We start from the raw sequence: 18,144 nt of genomic DNA, 5'->3' as shown, positions 1-18,144 counted from the left end.
CCGCTACAATCGCGCACTGGCTGCGGCTGATTGCCTCAGGTGGGCGATCCGACCCCGCCGCACACCGCCCGCAGTCAAGCACAACACCGAGACAAACCCCGCATCAGTTCAGGCAACGCGTCATGGCCCGCATCGAGCTCCATTTTCCCGAAGACCAGTATTACTACTCGACCCACCTCACCGTGCGCGTCACCGATATCAACTCGGCCAATCACCTCGCGAACGATTCGATGATCTCGATGATTTCGGAGGCCCGCGCGCGCTTCCTGTTCGACGCCGGTATCGAGGACATGAAGGACGCGCACACGAGCATCATCGTCACGGATCTGGCGACCACCTACCGCGCCGAAGCCTATGCGCGCGACCAGTTGTGCTTCGAAGTCGGCATCATGGATTTCAACAAATACGGCGGCGACATCATTTTTCGCATCACGCGCCCCACGGACGGCGCGCTGATCGCGATGGCGAAATCGGGCTTCGTGTTTTTCGACTACGAGGCAAAGAAGGTCGTGCCGATGCCGAAGGCGTTCCGCGCGAAATTCCCCGAGGTCAATACGTTGGCCTGAGCGCTGGCTGGAACGCTGGCCTGAGCGCCAGCGTCATGCGTTTTCAGCGCGGCTGAAACGCAATCAGGGCCATGCCGGCGAGCGTGAACGCGATGCCGGCCCAATCCCACGGGCTCGGGCGGATCGCTTCAACGCCCCACAGCCAGAGAATCGCCACGAACACGTAGACGCCGCCATACGCGGCATACGTGCGACCGGCCGCGCTCGGGTGCAGCGTCAGCAGCCAGGCGAACAGCGCGAGCGATGCGGCCGCGGGCACCAACAACCAGACGCTCGCGCCTTCGCGCAGCCAGCGATACGGCAGATAGCAACCGACGATCTCGGCGAGCGCGGTGGCGACAAAGAGCAGAAACGTCTTCATGGGCGAGGTTCGATCCAGGGGCGCTCATGGTAACGCAGGCCATCGTTACACGTAAAAATCATCATCTATTGCGCATGGGATTTTTCACTCGCCGCAATCTGGAAGGCAGATTTTCTGTATTGCGGATGATTAAATGGTGAGCGTCGTTATTCATGTTTCAAAGCGACAAAATGAATAAATCCGGTTCCATTGCGTCGAATTACGTAAACGATTGCGAAGAATATCAACCTGCGTGTTGTCACTCACGCTGAATTCCTTTGCCCAACGTATGTTTTCGCTGTTATTTCCCGGCGGCAAAAAATCGCACTTCATCAATGCGATATTGCATTTATCGGTAAATGACAAATAATCGATTGGCGCAGTGCGCGCCTTGAATATCGATTATCGAAATATCAAAGGAAAAATCATGCGACACGCCGTTTATGCCCGCTATTTCGCCACGCTGTTATTCCTCGTTTCCGCGTTAATTCCCCCCGCCGCTTTCGCCGCCGATACCGCCTTGCCGCGCGTCGCCGTGCTCGCCACCGGCGGCACCATCGCCGGTCAGGCCGATGCGCGCGCGGCCAACGCCTACAACGCGGGCGCAGTGGGCGCCCAGCAACTCGTGCAGGCCGTGCCCGGCATCGAAAAACTCGCGCAACTGAGCACCGAACAGGTCGCCTCGATTGGCTCGCAGGACATGAACGACAAGGTCTGGTTCGCGCTGGCGCGGCGCATCCAGCAGATATTCGATCGCAACGAGGCCGATGCCGTCGTCATCACCCACGGCACGGACACGCTCGAAGAAACCGCCTTCTTCCTCGACAACGTACTGCACACCGACAAACCCGTCGTGCTGGTCGGCTCGATGCGGCCGTCCACGGCCACCAGCGCCGACGGCCCGAGCAATCTCTACGAAGCGGTGGAAGTGGCGGCGAGTCCTTCCGCGCGCGGGCGCGGCGTGATGGTCGTGCTCAACGACACGATCCAGTCGGCACGGGCGACGACCAAAACCAACACCACGAGCGTGCAGACCTTCGTGTCGCCCAACAGCGGGCCGATCGGTTATGTCGATCCGGCGAGCGTGCGCTTTCTCGCGCCGGCGTTCCAGCCAGATAGCCACAAGTACACCCTGCCCTCGGGCGAAGCGCTGCCGCGCGTTGCCATCGTCTACTCGCACGCGAATATGGACGGCGTGGAGATCGACAGCGCGATCGCCAGCAAGGCAAAGGGCATCGTGCTCGCGGGCGTCGGCGACGGCAATACGTCGAAGACGGCGCTGGATGCGCTCGAACGGGCCGCGAAACAGGGCATCGTCGTGGTGCGCGCGTCGCGCGTGGGATCGGGCTTCGTGAATCGCAATGTCGAGGTCAACGACGACCAGAACGGTTTCGTCGTTTCGCTCGATCTCAATGCGCAGAAGGCGCGCATTCTCACGCAACTGCTGATCGCGAACGGCATCACAGCGCCTGCGCAGGTGCAAAAGGCGTTCGCCGCGACCTGGTGATCGCGCGCGCGAAAAAACGGGCGGCATCGCGCCGCCCGCTCACATCGAAGGCTTGATCAGGGACGCTCGCCGCGCGCCAGACGCGTTTCGATTTCCGTAACCACAGGCAGCAGATCGGCCACGCTGTCGATCACGTAATGCGCGCCCGCCGCACGCAGACGCTCGACCGCCGCGGCACGGCGCAGCGCGAATTCGTCGGGCGCGAGCGCGTGCACTTCGTCCTCGGTCATGCCGAAGGCGTTGCCGCTCACCGCCACGCCCACGGCCCACGTGCCGCCGTTCAGACCTTCTTCGATGCCGACTTCGGTGTCGTCCACCTTGATCGCATCGCGTGCGAGCCACACGCCCAGCTGCGGCAGCGTGCGATAGATCATGTACGGCGACGGACGGCCTTCCGGCGTGTCGCCCGTGCAGACGATGCTGTCCGCCTCGAAGCCTTGCGCAGCCGCGCCCGGCACGATCTGATCGATGATTTCGCGCGTATAGCCCGTGGTGGAGCCGATGCGCACGCCATCGGCGCGCAGTTGCTTCGTCACGGCCGCGACGCCCGGAATCACGTCGCTGTACTGGGCGGCCACGGCGACGTTCTTCGGCACGAAGACGTCATAAACCGCGTCGATATCGGCTTCGCCCGGCAGATGGCCGTGGCGCGCCTGCCAGGCTTGGGCCACGCGCGGCAACGCCATCAGCGCGGCAATATGCGGACGCTTGGCCATGCCCATCGGACCGCGTGCCTCGTCGATCGTGATCGGCACGCCGAACTGCTCGAAGGTTTCGACGAAAGCGCCCATCGGCGCGCGCGAACCGTAGTCCACCACCGTGCCGGCCCAGTCGAAAATCACTGCCTTGACGTGTTTCATTTCCCTTTGTCCTTCGAATGACGCTACGTGTATCGATCAATCAGGCTGCCAGCGCCTCGCGGGCGTCCAGCGAAGCGTGTTCCGGCGCGCCGTCGGGCACGCCCAGGGTGCGCAGGGCCGTGCCGCAGGCTTCGACCACGCGGCGCATCACCGCTTCGTCGAGCGCGCCGATACAGCCGATGCGGAAGCTTTCGACGTTCGTGAGCTTGCCCGGATAGATGATGAAACCCTGCTCTTTCATCAGCTCGTAAAAGCGCGTGAAACTGAAGTTCGCATGCGCAGGCGAAAAGAACGTGACAATGATCGGCGAGCGCCAGTTTTGCGTGAGCAGCGGCTCGAAACCGAGCGCCTGCATGCCCGCCACCATCACATCGCGATTGCGCGTGTAGCGCGCGAGCCGCCCCGGCTGGCCGCCCTGTTCCGCATAGAGGCGCAACGCTTCGAGAAAGGCCGCCACGGCATGCGTCGGCGGCGTGAAGCGCCACTGGCCGGTGCGGTTCATCACGTCCCATTGATCGTGCAAATCGAGCGCGAGCGAGTGACTGACGCCCTTGGCCGCTTCCAGCGCGCTTTTCTTCGCGATCACGAAACCGAAGCCCGGCACGCCCTCGATACATTTATTCGCCGACGAAACGAACGCCTCGCACGGCAGCGTGCGCATATCGAGCGGCACGGCGCCGAACGCGCTCATCGAATCGATCAGCAGACGGCGGCCATGACGCGCGACCAGTTCGGCGATTTCCTCGACCGGATTGAGAATGCCCGAACTGGTTTCGCAATGAACGACCACGACATGCGTGATATCCGCGTGTTCGACGAGCAGTCGCTCCACATCGGCGGCGCGCGGCGGCAGGTAGTCGCCGGTGTCGTGCACCGTATGGCGGCGCCCCAGATAGCGCAGCGTGGTCGCGATGCGCTTGCCGTACGCGCCGTTGGCCAGCACCAGCACATGGCCGTCGCGCGGCACGAAGCTGCCGAGCATCGCTTCGACGCAGTAGCTGCCGCTGCCCTGCAAGGGCACGCAGTCGTAATCGAGATCCGTGGCGCCGGCGATCTCCAGCAACGCGGCGCGCAGGCGCGCGGTCATGGCGCGGAAATCGGTGTCCCACGATCCCCAGTCGCGCTGCATGGCGGCCTTGGTCGAAGCGGCCGTGGTCAGCGGGCCGGGGGTCAGCAGGTAAGGATCTGCGGCGGTGGTCATGCGGGCTGCTCCAGTCGGTGTTCAGCGTGATGGCGCTACGGTACTGGAACGGTGAGCATCGGTAAAATCGATATAATCGATGTCGATATCAGTAAAACTTATAGCAACGTAGAGGTCAGCCGCCATGCAATACGCGCAGCTTCGCGCCTTCCACGCCGTCGCCGAACACGGCGGCTTTTCGCGCGCCGCACAGGCGCTTTCGCTGACCCAGCCCGCCGTGTCCGACCACGTGCGGCGGCTGGAAGCCGATTTCGGCGTGAAGCTGTTCGAGCGCGCGCCGCGCGGCGTCGAGCTGACCGAACTCGGCCGCAGGCTCTATGCGGTGACGCGGCAGATGGTGGGCTGCGAGCGCGACGCGCGGCGGCTGCTGGAATCGGCGGGCGCGCTGGAATCGGGCGAACTGGCGCTGGTCGCCGATGCGCCCGATCTGGCGATCAAACTCGTCGGCGCGTTCCGGCGCCGTTTTCCGGGCGTGGTGGTGAAGCTCGGCATTGCGAACGCGACCGAATGTATGCGGCGCGTGCTGTCGAGCGAAGTCGACGCGGCGATTACCGCCGCGCATCAGGTGCATAGCCGCCTGCAGACGCGCGTGCTACGCGAGGAGCCGCTCGTGGCGGTCGTGCCCGCCGACAGCCCGGCCGCGAAAAAGCGCCGCATGACCTACGAGGAACTGGTGCGCGAACCGATGATCTTCCGCGAGGCGCACTCGGTCACGCAGCAACTGCTCGAAGCCGAACTGGTGCGCAAGGGGCTGCAGGTGCAGCCGGTGCTTTACGTGGATGGCCGCGAGGCGCTGCAGACCGCCATCGCGCAAGGCGTGGGCGCGGGCGTGATCGCGGGCGCGGAATTCGGCGAATCGCGGCGCATTCGCGCGATTCCGCTCGTGGATTGCCAGGTGCGTATGGTGGAGTCGCTCACGCGTCTGGCCGATTCCTCATCGTCCAATCTGCTCGACGCGCTGTTCGCGACGCCGCTCGACTAGGCGCTGCGCTCACGACACGACGCTCAGGACACGACAATATCCGCGCCCACTTCATGCAGCAGGTCGCGCAGCGTCTCCGCCTGATCCATACGCGCGCCGCGCCGCAGGTGAATGCGCAGCGCGTGACCCGCAATGCCGTCGATGGGCCGCGCGAGCCGCAGCTCCAGGGCGAGGCCAAGGCCTTCGGGGGCATCGGCTTCGGCGGGTTCGACCACACGCGGCGAAAAACAGGCGGTTTCGGACATGGCATGGACCTCGTCGGTAAAAGGCACGGTGCCATGCTAACCACGCGCGCGGGCCGCGCCAAACGAGAAATCCGCGTATGCAAATGAGTGCGCGGCGGGAGACCTTTGCGCCCGTCGGGCTATGCAGCACGCCTGAACGACATTCATTCCTGGCTCGGGTTTTGAGCGCGGTTTTTATCGCGTATTTTCCCGCCGAGTGTGCGCCGGGTTCAGCCCGTGCGTGGCACACTGGACACCTCTCTTCTTCGCTGCCGAGCGCCGGAAAATCGCTTCCGGGTCGACACTACGCGCCATGAATCGCCCATTCACCGATCGCCGCGAGGCGGGGCGTCAACTCGCCGCGCAACTCGTCGCGCCTTATGGCGGGCGGCGCGATGTGGTCGTGCTCGCATTGCCGCGCGGCGGCGTGCCGGTCGCGTTTGACGTGGCGCAAGCGCTGGGCGCGCCGCTCGACGTCTTGCCCGTGTGCAAGCTCGGCGTGCCGTGGCAACCCGAACTGGCGATGGGCGCCCTCTCCTCGAACGGCGCGCAATACGTGGACGAAGCGCTGATCCGCGAAGCCGGCGTGAGCGAGGCGCAATTGCAGAGCGCGCTGGCGCTCGCGCGCATCGAACTGGGGCGGCGCGAGGCGCGTTATCGCGGCGAGCGCGCGGCCGTGCCGGTAGCGGGCTGCGTGGCGCTGCTCATCGACGACGGCATGGCCACCGGCGCGTCGCTCAAGGCCGCTGCGCTGGCGCTGGCCTCGCTTGGACCCGCGCGCATCGTGGCCGCGCTGCCGGTTGCGCCTGCGGGCGCACGCGCGCGGCTGGACGGCACCGTCGACGATTTCGTCTGCGTGCAGACGCCCGCGTCGTTCATGAGCGTGGGCCAGTTCTACGCCGATTTCACTCAGGTCGATGACGAAACCGTGCGCGATCTGCTCGATCGCGCCGCGGCCGGCTCGTCAGACGAATCGCATTAGACGCGACCGCTCGACCTCGATCGTTGTGCGGGCATCGGCATTCAACGCACCGGGCTTGCCGCGTGTTCGCCCACCACGGTTTGCCACGGCCGCACGCGCCATGCTTTCACGAGCCCGGCCTGCACATAGGGATCGGCGTGCGCGAAGGCTTCGGCGGCGGCCGGGCTGTCTCCCTGGAACAGCAGCAGCGCATTGTCGACGGGATCGGCGATCGCGCCTGCGAGCAGCAATTCGCCGCGCTCCGCCGCCGCCCACGCGAGCGCGAGATGCGCGTGGCGATGTTCGGCGCGCCGGTCGAGGTAATCGTCGGCGAGTTCGTACATCAAGAGGTAATGCATGGCCTGTCTCCTTGTGCGTGCGATGCAGATAGATCGCATTGTGCCGTAGCGCACGTCAACCGAAGCGTGCGCCGGTCCGTTTTCAGGTTGGCTTTGCCATAATGGTTGCGGCGATGGGCAAGGATGTGACGAACCAGCGGCCTGCGCGCACGACTACCGACAATGTCGATATCCCATGGGAGTGAACGATGAAGATCCAATCCGTCATTGCTGCAATCGTGCTGGGCGGCGTGTTCGCCGCACCGGCGTTCGCACAGACCGCTGCTCCGGCCGCCGCTTCGGGCGCTGCCATGAATAGCCAGCAGTCGAAAATGAAGACCTGCAACACGCAGGCCGCCGACAAGAAAGGCGACGACCGCAAGGCCTTCATGAAGCAATGTCTGTCGGCAAGCGGCGCGGCCCCGGCCACCAAGATGACGCAACAGGAACGCATGAAGTCCTGCAACACGCAAGCCGCCGACAAGAAAGGCGACGACCGTAAAGCCTTCATGAAGACCTGCCTCTCGACCAAGAGCTGATTCGATGCCATCGGCATCCGCCAGGGATTCCTGATCAACCTGGCGAAGCATCGCGCAGTGCATCGGCAAACGACGCGCCCCGGCATTTTGCTGCGGCGCGTCGTTTTTTATGGTGTGGTTCGTGCAACGCGAACCGCCAGGACCTCGCGCCGGCGCGCCATTTTTCTCCTATGATGGCTCCAGCGGCCCCTTCCCTTATACGAAAACGTCTATCGCCATCGGGCCGACCTACACAGGCTGATCCTGCTTGATGCCATCGGCATCGAACGGAGGCGCAGATGGCATGGAGACACAAGAATCGCTGGTTTCGCCGCTGGATGCTGGTGATGGTGTTCTGGCTCGTGCCGGTGATGATCGTCGCGGTGCGCGAGATCCAGGAGGAAATGGCCTATAACCGCGCGGATCTGCAGCGCGCGCTCACCTCGTGGACCTTCACCGACGCCGAACGCAACGCCGGCGCCCCGCTGCACTGCCAGGGCACGCCCGGGAGCGCGGGCGCCTCGGCTTGCCCGCAGGCCGTGCTGGCCGAAAACGCCGCCGTCTGGCAAACCGCTCGCGACGAATACGCGCAACGCCGCATGACGCTCGTGCGCTATCTCTGGCATGCGTTTGTCGGTTACTGGGTCGTGCCGGCCGTCGGGCTGCTCGTGTTCGGCATCGTGATCGGCGCGATTCGCCGCGCGCTACGGCGCCCGCCGGCCGCCAAAATCGTGCCGGAACCCTGATTTTCCCCGCTCTCGTTTGCTTTCCTCCACCCCGCCAGGCCTTGCTGGTGGCGGCGCGCGGCCGCTGCGCGATTTCCGTGCCCGCTCCGAATGGTCATTTGAAAGCCTGTGCTATAACGACGAGGCTGATTCGTCATCGGCAGCGCCGCGGCGGTTCGGCTTTCCGGAAAACAGAACGGAGAACAACATGCAAGGACGTCGCTTCATCCTGAGAGCATCGGTTGCCATCGCACTCGCCAGTGCGGCTCTCGCAGGCTGCTCGACCACCGGCAGCACGCCACCCACCGATCAAACCAACGACGCGCGCCGCCAGTCGATCGACGCCAGCGTCGACGGCACGATGTCGCGCCTGTTCCAGACCGTGCCGGGCGCGCGCGAGCTGGTCGGCAAGGCGCGTGGCGTGCTGGTGTTCCCGCAGGTGATTCAGGCCGGTATCGGCATCGGTGGCGAGCACGGCGACGGCGCGTTGCGCGTCGGCGGCAGCACGGTGGGCTACTACAGCACGACGGGCGCGTCGGTGGGCGCGACGCTCGGCATGCAGTCGAAAGCCGTGGTGTATCTGTTCATGACCGAAGACGCGCTCGAGCGGCTGCGGACCTCGGAAGGCTGGTCGGTGGGCGGCGACGCCTCGGTGGCCGCCGTCAAGGTGGGCGCCAACGGCAAGATCGACACCACCACCGCCGTCAAACCCGTCGAAGTCTTCGTGCTGACCAACAGCGGGTTGATCGGCGATCTGTCGCTCGGCACCACCAAGATCACGCAACTGAAGCTGTAACGCGCTGCGGATCGACGTCCGCGCTCAGGTCGCGGACGTATCGATCACCTTGAAACGCGAACGCCGGTTCGCGCGAATCACCGCCTGATACGCCTCCACATACTGCTGCGCCATGCGATGCGAGGTGAAGCGTTCCTCGAAGCGGCGGCGCACACCGTCACGCGGCACGCGCGCGAGACGATTGATGGCGGCCACCGCGCCAATCTCGTCTTCGACGATAAAACCCGATACGCCGTCGTCCACCACTTCCGGCACCGCGCCGCGATTGAAGGCGATCACCGGCGTGCCGCAGGCCATCGCCTCGATCATCACCAGACCGAACGGCTCCGGCCAGTCGATCGGGAACAGCAGCGCATGGGCGCCCGAAAGAAACTCGGCTTTCTGGCTGTCGTTGATCTCGCCGACGAAATCGACGTTCGGCAATGCGAACAGCGGCTTGATCTCGCGCTCGAAATACTCGCGGTCGGCTTCGTCGACCTTGGCGGCGATGCGGATCGGCAGGCCGCAACGCTGGGCAATGCGGATCGCCGTATCGACGCGCTTTTCCGGCGAAATGCGCCCGAGAAACGCCAGATAGCGCTGCTCGACCGGCTGCGGCGTGTAGAGATTTTCGGGCAGGCCGTGATAGACCGTGCGCAGCCATTTGGCCTGCGGGATCGGCTGGCGCTGCGAGTTGGAGATCGAGATGACCGGCGCGGTGTTGAAGGTGTCGAACACCGGCTGCTGCTCGGGCAGATCCAGACGGCCATGCAGCGTGGTCACGAACGGCGTTTCCTGGCGCTTGAACACCGAAAACGAGTAGTAGTCCATATGGAAGTGCAGCACGTCGAACTGATCGGCCTGGCGGCGCACCAGTTCCATCAGCAGCATGTGCGGCGCCACGCGGTCGCGAATCGCGGGATCGAGACGCAGCGCGCGCGGCCAGACCGGTTCGAGCTTCGCGCTCGTGACGGAATCGCCGCTGGCGAACAGCGTCACGTCATGGCCGAGCTCGACCAGCGCCTCGGTGATGTACGACACGGCGCGTTCCGTGCCGCCATAGAGCTTGGGCGGGACCGATTCGGTCAGCGGAGCGATCTGCGCAATTCTCATCGGGGTGTCTCCAGTGTTCGGCAGCGATGCCTGGGCCCATCGGGTCAAGCAAACGGGTAACGCATGGGTAACACGTGAGTGACGCACATTGCGCGCCCGTTGCCTCGGGAACCTCGTGAGGCATTGTAAGCGAGGTGTCACAAAGCGCACACGCAGCGGGCGTTCCGGGGACCGAACGCGCCCGCTTTTGCTGGCGTACCAGCGATCCATTATTCGGCAATCGACGCCGCCTCGCCCCCGCTCTTGCAATTTTTCATACTGATTTACATGCGGATACAACGGCGCCCGGGCGAGCCATGCTCAGCGCGTCGGCCACTTCCATGCGGGCACGTCGAGGGAATCGGGATCGGCAAAGCTGGTGGCGCCCAGACGCCGCTCCAGCACGATCGACTGGCTGCCCGCTTCGCGCTCCAGCGCCGCCACGAGCCGCGCCGCGTGCGAGACGACCAGCACCTGCGATTGCGTCGACGCCCGCGCAATCAGGCGCGCGAGCGACGGCAGCAGATCGGGATGCAGGCTGGTTTCCGGCTCGTCGAGCACCAGCAGCGCGGGCGGACGCGGGCTCAGCAGCGCCGCTGCAAGCAGCAGATAGCGCAGCGTGCCGTCGGAAAGCTCCGCGCCGCGCAAGGGCCGCAACAGCCCTTCCTGGCGCAGCGCCACTTCGAACCGCCCTTCGTGATTGACGATCTCGACGCGCGCGCCCGGAAACGCATCGCCGATGGCGTTATCGAGCGCCGCGCCATCGCCGATCTCGCGGATCGTCTGCAAGGCCGCCGCCAGATTCGCGCCATCGTCGGCGAGTACGGGGGAATGCGTGCCGATCTGCACCTGGCGCGCGCTCGCGTGCTGGTCGGTGCGGAAGTGGTCGTAGAAGCGCCACGAGCGGATCTGCTCGCGCACCGCGATCATCTCGGGCGCGCTGCGCGGGTCGGCGTACTCGGTCATCATGCTGTCGAAACTCGCCACCGGCTGCGCGAGCGTGGACCATTCGCCGCGCCGGCCGTCTTCATCGTCGCGGATGCGGATCATCGGCCCCTGGCGATCCACCAGCAGCGCGGACGGACGCAGCACCGGCCCGCTCCAGATGCACTCGCGCTTGATGACCGGATCGAGCGAAAACTGCGAGGTGGACGCGGGCGGCGGCAAGCCCAGATCGATCGCGTAACCAAAGGTCTCGCCCGCAAAGCCGAGCTTGAGACTCACCGCGTCCTTGCGCACCGTGCCCTGCACTGCGTGCTCGCCCGCGGTCACGGCGCGCGAAAAGCGCTCGGGACCCGCCCAGAGCGTCGATTGCAGCCCGCCTTCGCGCGCCAGCGACGGAATCACGCCACCGCGCGCCGTGAGCGCGAGCAGACGCAGCGCGCGATAGAGATTGGATTTGCCGCTGCCGTTCGGACCGGTAATCACGTTGAGCGGTCCAAGCGGCACGATAAGCTCGCGCAGCGAGCGGTAATTGGCGATGGCGAGCGTGGTGAGCATGAGGCGTAGACGACGTGAATGACGGGCGGCGCGCTGGCCGAAGATCAACGCCGGATCATACGCAATCCTCTACGCCTCATCGCGCAAGCTGCGTCAACGCGGCTGCGGCACGCTCGCCAGATCGCGCAAGAAACGGTCGCGCCACACGCCCAGATCGTTGCGGCGCAGCGCCGCCATATTGGTTTCGTGGCGCTCCCGGCGCTCGGCGAGCGGCATCGCCAACGCGCGCTCCAGCGCTTCGGACATGCCCGTCGCGTCGTGCGGATTCACCAGCAGCGCGCCGCTCAGCTCCGCCGCCGCGCCCGCGAAAATCGACAGCACCAGCACGCCGGGATCGTCGGGATTCTGTGCGGCCACGTATTCCTTCGCGACCAGATTCATGCCGTCGTGCAGCGGCGTGACATAGCCGATCTGCGATTCGCGAAACAGCGACATCAGCTTCCAGCGGTCGTACTGCTGGCTCAGATAGCGGATCGGCGTGTAATCGAGGCCCGAATAGCGGCCATTGATGCGCCCGGCCTCGCGCTCCAGTTCCTCGCGGATCACCTTGTAGCTGGCCACATCCGAGCGCGTTGGCGGCGCGATCTGCACGAGCGTGACCTTGCCGCGCCATTCGGGCGAATGTTCGAGCAACTGTTCGAACGCGTGAAAGCGCTCGACCAGCCCCTTCGAATAATCGAGCCGATCCACGCTCATAATGAGCTTGCGCCCTTCGAGGCTCTGCTTGAGATCGAGCACATGCTGGCGGCTTTCGTAGCGCGCGGCCTGTTCGGCGATTTCGTCGGGAAACACGCCGATGCGATACACGCCCGTGCGCAGCTTGCGCCCGTAGGCTTCGATTTCGCCTTCGTGCTCGCCCTGCCGGCCCTTCTCGCCCGTCTTCTCGCCCGTCTTCTCACCCAGTTCGCGCACGACGCCGCGCGCCTCGCGCGCCATGTAGTCGTGAAACGCCTGCTGGTCGTTGCGGGTCTGGAAACCGAGCAGGTCGTAACAGCACAGCGATTTGACGAGTTCGTCGTGCGGCGGAATCGTCTGCAGCACCTGCGGCGACGGAAACGGAATATGCAGAAAGAAGCCGATGCGGTTGCGCAGGCCTTCCGAACGCAGCGCCTCCGCGAACGGAATCAGATGGTAGTCGTGGACCCAGATGATGTCGTCGGGCTCGATCAGCTTCATCAGCTTGTGGGCGAGCCACGCATTGACGCGTCGATAACCGGCGTATTCGTCGCGCTCGTAACGCGCCAGGTCGTTGCGATAGTGGAACACCGGCCAGAGCGTCGCGTTCGAAAACCCGCGGTAGTACTGGTCGTAATCCTTTTTCGTGAGGCCGACCGTCGCGAACGTCACCGCGCCTTCCTGCACGAGCGTGGGGCCGGCGTTGGCGACCGTCTCGCTCACCACATCGCCGCTCCAGCCGAACCACACCCCGCCCGCGTCCTTGAGCGCGCCGAACACGCCAACCGCCAGGCCGCCCGCCGAGCCTTTGGTTTCCGTGGGCGTCGCCACGCGGTTCGAGACGACTATCAGTCTGGCCATCGTTGCGCTCCTTCTTCTTTCATCTGCATGCTTCCTCTGTCTCTGTTATAGGTTCTGGGCGCGCACGGTGGGCAATCAACGTCCTGGGCGGTCCTCCAGCAAGGCTTCGGCTTCGCTCTCTTCGTGCTCGCTGCCTGCGCGCGTGCTGCTGCCCGCCACCGGGTCCGCCGCGGTATGCGCGGCGGTGCTCGAGGCCGGCGCAGCAGCCGGACGCCACGGCGGCATCGGACGCTGCGCGCCGCCCGCCTGAGCGCTCGTGCCGCCTGCGCCGAACCCATCGAACCCGCCGCCTTCGAGTTGCGCCGCGACCTCGGCGCGCGACTTCGGCAAGTACTCGGGATAGCGCGCGTTGACGAAATCGAGCAGCCCTTCGCGCACCCGGCAACGCAGATCCCAGTTCAGCCCCGAGTCCTGCGAGCTCACCAGCACGCGCAACTGCATCGCGCGCTCGTTCGCGTCCGTGACCTGCAGCACCTGCACGCGCTTGTCCCACTCCGGCGCATGCTCGACGATGCGCGCCAGTTCTTCGCGCAGCGGCGCGAGCGGCATGCGGTAATCGAGCCACAAAAACACCGTGCCGATGATCTGCGAACTGCTGCGCGTCCAGTTGGTGAACGGATTCTCGATAAACCACTGCAGCGGCACGATCAGCCGCCGCTGGTCCCAGATGCGCACCGACACATACGTGCCGGTGATTTCCTCGATCCGCCCCCACTCGCCCTGAATCACGACCACATCGTCGATACGGATCGGCTGCGAAATCGCAATCTGCAAACCCGCAATCAGATTGCCTAGCACGGGGCGTGCCGCGATACCGGCGACCAGACCGGCCACGCCCGCCGAGGCCAGCAGACTCGCCCCGATCTGCCGCACGCTCGGAAAGGTCATGAGCGCGGCGCCCACGCCCAGAATGACGATGAGGACCATCACCGTGCGCGCCAGCACACGCGCCTGCGTGTGGATACGGCGCGCTTCGAGGTTATCGGCGATATCGAGCGGATGCGCGGCGATGATGGCCTCGCCGATCGCCGCCGCGCAGCGCACCGAAAGCCACGTGATCGCGCCCACCAGCGCGAACGCGCACAGCTCGCGCAAGGTGCCGATAAAACGCAGCGTGTCGGGCGCCTGCCACCAGACGAACTCCAGCGCCATCACGGCCAGCAGCACGCGCGCGGGCTGATGGACATAGCGCACGCACACGCTCGCATGCGGATACGGCCGCGCGATCCTGCGCACCACGCGCGCGCCGATCCAGTGGATGCTCAGCGCAATCAAGAGCGCCAGCGCGCTGACGATCAGCGTGCCGGGCCAGGTTTGTAGTGGCGCGTCGGCGGCATCGGCCAGACGCGCGCTGAAGACGGAAAGGGAATCGAAGTTGGGCATCGGCGGCCAGTTCCTCCTGAACGTGACGGAATCGATGAAAACGAGGAAAAGATCGGAGCGGACGCGGCAGCGAAGTACGGCAATGCGCGTCAAAAAACGCCAAAGATTGCGGTGAACGCTATGGAAACAGCAGGCGCGAGGTCGTAAAAAACGTCCCGCAGGTGAATCGACTGAGGATTTCGCCGTTGGTTCAACGGCAGGTTCGAGTGCGGATAAAAGCGGCTGCACGGTCGTGCGTACAGCCGCCTGGACGCTCCAGCAGAGCATCCGAAGCGCGGACGGAAAGCCCGTCCGGCTCAAGACATGCGTTCAGCCAGTCAGATCAACTAGCGAGATTAACTAGCGAGATCAACTTCCCGTCTTGCAGGGAAACGCCTTCCCCAGACCCAGCGAAATCGCCGTGCTGGCGTTGTAGCCGGCCACGTTCGGGTTATCGGCGATGTATTTGCGCACGGCGTCGGTCAGTTGCGCCGAGCGCGCGTCCGCCGGCAGGCAGAAGTACTGGCCAACCCGCGGCCCGGTCGTGCCGCCGATTGCGTCGATGGTGTTGAAGATGCCGTCGGCGGCCCCTTCGATATAGGCCGCGCAGGCGCTACGCGAGGCCACGTCGGTCTTCGAGCAAAGGCGGTTGAGGTCGCTGGCGGTGAATGCGAAAGCCGAGAGCGGCAACATGAGCGCGCCGGCGCAGAACAGAGCCCGCAGCATGGTTCTCCTTGAATCGTCGTGTGGGGCGGCGCCCCCGCGCCGCTCGCCGCCCGCTGGTGCGAGCCGTTGGAGGCGTCGTCAGCAAGGGGCAATCCCGCTATTGTGCACTGTTTTCCGGGACAGCCGTGCGGCGCGCTGCGCGCGGCGCCATCTGCGCCGTCAAACGCGGGCTGCGAGCCTGGGCTCGAGCCCGTCCTGCGTGGTGATAATGAGCCGAATTATTGCGCGGCCTGACCCATGCGCGCCGACAGATCCTTGATCGCATCCGGCGCCTTGTACTGCTTGGCGAAATCGAGCGCGTTCATGCCGATCTGGTTCTTGGTCTGCAGATTCGCGCCATGGTCGAGCAGCAGCTTCGCGGTGGTCATATGGTCGCCGCGCGCGGCCATCATCAGCGGCGTGGTGCCGTTGGGCGACGGCGCGTTCACATCGGCCGAATAGCCGATCAGCAGCTTCGCCACGTCGTCGTTGCCGTTTGCAGCGGCGTAATGCAGCGGCGTCCAGCCCGGTTTATTGACGTTCGCGCCCTTGGTGATGAGCAGCTTGACGAGATCGACGTCGCCGTTGAGCGAGGCCAGCATCAGCGCGTTTTCGCCGGCCTTGTCTTCGATATTGATCTTGGTGTTCGGATTGTCGAGCAGCAGCGCGGCAACCTTGTCCGACTTTTCGCGCGCAGCCAGCACGAGCAGCGGCATGCCCTGGTCGTCGGTGGCGTTCGGGTCCTGGCCGTTGGCGATGTCCTTGGCGACGCCCTTGTCGTCGTCGAACTTCACGCCCTTCACGAGCGAGTCGATCGGCGCGGCATAGGCCGGCGCGCTCGCGAAGAAGGCGGCACCCATGCCGATGGCGAGCGCGGCAGCGAGGCTGCGCAGGCCGGCGGCGCGCGGTGCGGACGTGGCGTGGACGGTGGACGTCAGCGAATTCAGGTTCATGTCAGGCCTTTACGTTATTCGATATCTGATTGATAACAAACGAAATACAAGCAACATTGCCGGCACGCGGGCCGCTGCGGTCCCGTTTCAGACCGGAGCCGGAATCTTGAACAGCCGGAAAAAATTCTGCGTGGTAGCAGCGCCGAGTTCGGCGTCCGGCAATCCGCGTTGCTGGGCAATGTATCTTCCGACATGGCTTACGTACGCAGGTTCATTCGGTTTGCCGCGATACGGCACCGGCGCCAGATACGGCGAGTCCGTTTCGATCAGCAAACGCTCGATCGGCACGCGGCGCGCCACGTCCTGCACCTCGGTCGCGCTCTTGAACGTCACGATACCCGACAGCGAAATGTAAAAATTCTGGGCGATTGCGCGTTCGGCGATGGCCCACGGTTCCGTGAAGCAGTGCATCACGCCGCCTGGCACGCCCGCCTGCTCTTCTTCCATGATCCGCAGCGTGTCGTCGGAAGACGCGCGCGTGTGGATGATCAGCGGCTTGCCGGTCGCGTGCGCCGCGCGGATGTGATTGCGAAAACGCTCGCGCTGCCATTCCATATCGTCGATGGTGCGCTCGCCCAGCCGGTAGTAATCGAGCCCCGTTTCGCCGATCGCCACCACTTTCGGATGCTTCGCCAGTTCCACGAGATCGGCGACCGAGGGTTCCTGCACGTCTTCGTGGTCGGGATGCACGCCCACCGAGGCGTAGACGTTCTCGAAACGGCTGGCGATATCGAGCACCGAAGGCAGCGTCTCCAGATCGACCGAGACGCACAGCGCGTGCGTCACGTCCTGCGCGCGCATGTTCTCGAGCACCTCGGGCAGGCGGTCGGCCAGGCCCTCGAAATTGATGTGGCAATGCGAATCGACAAACATGGGCGGTCCTGCGAATAAAGACTGAAAACGACGAAAAAAACGGTGAAAAGCGCCGAGCCGCGCTCAGGCGAACATCTCACGATAGCCGAGAAAAAGCTCCTCGAACACGAGGCGCGCATTCAGCGGATGGTTCTCGACGGCGCGTTGCCGCGTCACGGTCTTGAGATAGCGCGCGAGTGCGGGCGCGTCGAGCTTCGCCGCGCAGCGCGCCAGCGCATCGGCCGATTGCGGGTAATAGCGCGGGCGTCCCGCCGTGCGTTCGGCGAGCAGATCGTAGGCCCAGCGTTGCAGCCAGCCCAGCACGAGCGGCACCGGCAGCTTTTGCAGCGTTTCGCCACAGGCGAAGGCGTCGCAGTTCGGGCCGGCAGCCAGTTGCGTGAGCGTCCAGTCGCGCAGCGTGCGGTTTTCGTCGCTGGCGAGCGCAAGCGCCGCGAGCGGCGCGCCGCCCGCTTCCGCGAGCAGACCGGCCGGATCGTCCACGCCCTGCTGCGCGAGCCACGCCTGCGCTTCCTGCGGCGCGGGCGTGCCCATCGGCCACTGGCGGCATCGGCTGATGATGGTGGGCAGCAAGCGGTCGATGCGCGCCGACACCAGCACGAACACCACGCTCGCAGGCGGCTCTTCGAGCGTCTTCAGCAGCGCGTTGGCGGCCGCGACGTTGAGCGCTTCCGCCGGATACAGCACGACCACGCGCGAGCCGCCGCGATGCGACCCCACGCTCGTGAAGTCCAGCAGCGCACGCACCTGCTCGATGCGGATTTCCTTGCTGGGCGTGCGCGTTTTCTTGCCTTCGTCGCCATCGGCCTTATCGGCCTTCGCGTCGCTTTCATCCGCGGCCGACGGGCCGACCAGACCGGCCAGCGCCTCGGGCACCACCACGCGGTAATCGGGGTGATTGCCCTGCGCGAACCAGGTGCAGGCGGGGCACGTCCCGCACGGCTGGCCGTCCGCGTGCGCCGCTTCGCACAGCAGCCCTTTGGCCAGATGCTGAGCGAACTGGAGCTTGCCGATGCCGGCCTGGCCGTGCAGCAGCAGCGCGTGCGGCCAGTGGCTGCGCAGTTGCTGGAGGCGCTGCCAGTCTCCGGTTTGCCAGGGATAGATCATGTGTCGAATCAACCAGTTAGGC

At 65.1% G+C, this 18,144-nt stretch carries 20 protein-coding genes; 7 read left to right on the top strand and 13 right to left on the bottom strand.

All coding sequences use genetic code 11. From position 1 onward, the window contains the following. Positions 1–122: 122 nt before the first annotated feature. The gene (locus G3N59_RS05890) at positions 123–566 is read left to right on the top strand and encodes a thioesterase family protein (protein ID WP_205981626.1); all 444 of its coding nucleotides are present in this window, start codon (positions 123–125) and stop codon (positions 564–566) included. Between the two features lie 43 nt (positions 567–609). Here G3N59_RS05890 and G3N59_RS05885 read toward each other — a convergent pair whose 3' ends face one another. Beyond that, on the bottom strand, positions 610–927 hold the full coding sequence (locus G3N59_RS05885) for a YnfA family protein (protein WP_205981625.1): 318 nt from the start codon (positions 925–927) through the stop codon (positions 610–612). Positions 928–1,333: 406 nt separating this feature from the next. On the opposite strand from G3N59_RS05885, the gene G3N59_RS05880 reads away from it, so the two are divergent. Beyond that, positions 1,334–2,413, top strand: a complete 1,080-nt coding sequence (locus G3N59_RS05880) for an asparaginase (protein WP_205981624.1) — start codon at positions 1,334–1,336, stop codon at positions 2,411–2,413. A gap of 56 nt (positions 2,414–2,469) precedes the next feature. On the opposite strand, the gene phnX is transcribed toward G3N59_RS05880, so the two are convergent. Continuing rightward, complete coding sequence (gene phnX, locus G3N59_RS05875; protein ID WP_205981623.1) at positions 2,470–3,273, bottom strand: phosphonoacetaldehyde hydrolase; 804 nt, start codon at positions 3,271–3,273, stop codon at positions 2,470–2,472. A gap of 40 nt (positions 3,274–3,313) precedes the next feature. Next, on the bottom strand, positions 3,314–4,474 hold the full coding sequence (locus G3N59_RS05870; RefSeq protein ID WP_205981622.1) for a 2-aminoethylphosphonate--pyruvate transaminase: 1,161 nt from the start codon (positions 4,472–4,474) through the stop codon (positions 3,314–3,316). Positions 4,475–4,598: 124 nt separating this feature from the next. Here G3N59_RS05870 and G3N59_RS05865 point away from each other — a divergent pair, with 124 nt between their 5' ends. Beyond that, a complete protein-coding gene (locus tag G3N59_RS05865; protein WP_205981621.1) occupies positions 4,599–5,456 on the top strand; it encodes a LysR substrate-binding domain-containing protein in 858 nt (285 codons plus the stop codon). A gap of 23 nt (positions 5,457–5,479) precedes the next feature. On the opposite strand, the gene G3N59_RS05860 is transcribed toward G3N59_RS05865, so the two are convergent. Then, positions 5,480–5,701 (bottom strand): hypothetical protein, encoded by a 222-nt coding sequence (locus tag G3N59_RS05860; protein WP_205981620.1) that lies wholly within the window; start codon positions 5,699–5,701, stop codon positions 5,480–5,482. A 292-nt stretch (positions 5,702–5,993) separates the two neighbouring features. On the opposite strand from G3N59_RS05860, the gene G3N59_RS05855 reads away from it, so the two are divergent. Beyond that, positions 5,994–6,662 (top strand): phosphoribosyltransferase family protein, encoded by a 669-nt coding sequence (locus G3N59_RS05855; RefSeq protein WP_205981619.1) that lies wholly within the window; start codon positions 5,994–5,996, stop codon positions 6,660–6,662. Between the two features lie 41 nt (positions 6,663–6,703). Here G3N59_RS05855 and G3N59_RS05850 read toward each other — a convergent pair whose 3' ends face one another. Beyond that, entirely contained in the window at positions 6,704–7,000 is a 297-nt protein-coding gene (locus tag G3N59_RS05850; RefSeq protein ID WP_205981618.1) for a YciI-like protein, read from the bottom strand. A 188-nt stretch (positions 7,001–7,188) separates the two neighbouring features. Here G3N59_RS05850 and G3N59_RS05845 point away from each other — a divergent pair, with 188 nt between their 5' ends. From G3N59_RS05845 to G3N59_RS05835, 3 genes are all read left to right on the top strand, one after another. Next, positions 7,189–7,518, top strand: coding sequence for a PsiF family protein (locus G3N59_RS05845; RefSeq protein ID WP_205981617.1), 330 nt, complete (start codon positions 7,189–7,191; stop codon positions 7,516–7,518). A 278-nt stretch (positions 7,519–7,796) separates the two neighbouring features. Next, entirely contained in the window at positions 7,797–8,243 is a 447-nt protein-coding gene (locus G3N59_RS05840) for a hypothetical protein (protein WP_205981616.1), read from the top strand. A 187-nt stretch (positions 8,244–8,430) separates the two neighbouring features. Next, positions 8,431–9,018, top strand: a complete 588-nt coding sequence (locus G3N59_RS05835; protein ID WP_205981615.1) for a YSC84-related protein — start codon at positions 8,431–8,433, stop codon at positions 9,016–9,018. A gap of 24 nt (positions 9,019–9,042) precedes the next feature. Here the strand turns inward: G3N59_RS05835 and G3N59_RS05830 are convergent, their stop codons facing one another. The 8 genes from G3N59_RS05830 to G3N59_RS05795 all read right to left on the bottom strand — a co-directional run bounded on the left by G3N59_RS05830 (position 9,043) and on the right by G3N59_RS05795 (position 18,122). Then, positions 9,043–10,110: a glycosyltransferase family 4 protein gene (locus G3N59_RS05830; RefSeq protein WP_205981614.1), complete on the bottom strand. Its 1,068-nt coding sequence runs from the start codon at positions 10,108–10,110 to the stop codon at positions 9,043–9,045. 300 nt (positions 10,111–10,410) lie between these two features. Continuing rightward, a complete protein-coding gene (locus G3N59_RS05825) occupies positions 10,411–11,589 on the bottom strand; it encodes an AAA family ATPase (RefSeq protein WP_205981613.1) in 1,179 nt (392 codons plus the stop codon). A 93-nt stretch (positions 11,590–11,682) separates the two neighbouring features. Next, positions 11,683–13,125, bottom strand: a complete 1,443-nt coding sequence (otsA, locus tag G3N59_RS05820; RefSeq protein WP_205981612.1) for an alpha,alpha-trehalose-phosphate synthase (UDP-forming) — start codon at positions 13,123–13,125, stop codon at positions 11,683–11,685. 75 nt (positions 13,126–13,200) lie between these two features. Further along, positions 13,201–14,508, bottom strand: a complete 1,308-nt coding sequence (locus tag G3N59_RS05815) for a mechanosensitive ion channel domain-containing protein (RefSeq protein ID WP_205981611.1) — start codon at positions 14,506–14,508, stop codon at positions 13,201–13,203. 348 nt (positions 14,509–14,856) lie between these two features. Next, complete coding sequence (locus G3N59_RS05810; RefSeq protein ID WP_205981610.1) at positions 14,857–15,213, bottom strand: Rap1a/Tai family immunity protein; 357 nt, start codon at positions 15,211–15,213, stop codon at positions 14,857–14,859. A 218-nt stretch (positions 15,214–15,431) separates the two neighbouring features. After that, complete coding sequence (locus G3N59_RS05805) at positions 15,432–16,052, bottom strand: ankyrin repeat domain-containing protein (RefSeq protein WP_241023233.1); 621 nt, start codon at positions 16,050–16,052, stop codon at positions 15,432–15,434. 180 nt (positions 16,053–16,232) lie between these two features. After that, positions 16,233–17,018 (bottom strand): TatD family hydrolase, encoded by a 786-nt coding sequence (locus G3N59_RS05800; protein WP_205981608.1) that lies wholly within the window; start codon positions 17,016–17,018, stop codon positions 16,233–16,235. A gap of 63 nt (positions 17,019–17,081) precedes the next feature. After that, positions 17,082–18,122: a DNA polymerase III subunit delta' gene (locus G3N59_RS05795; protein ID WP_205981607.1), complete on the bottom strand. Its 1,041-nt coding sequence runs from the start codon at positions 18,120–18,122 to the stop codon at positions 17,082–17,084. Positions 18,123–18,144 lie beyond the last annotated feature (22 nt).

This window comes from Paraburkholderia sp. Ac-20340 (genome assembly GCF_017104965.1).
In the GTDB taxonomy this organism is placed as follows: domain Bacteria; phylum Pseudomonadota; class Gammaproteobacteria; order Burkholderiales; family Burkholderiaceae; genus Paraburkholderia.
Note: the sequence above shows the minus strand (reverse complement) of the source record. Positions and strands in the feature narration are given on the sequence as shown.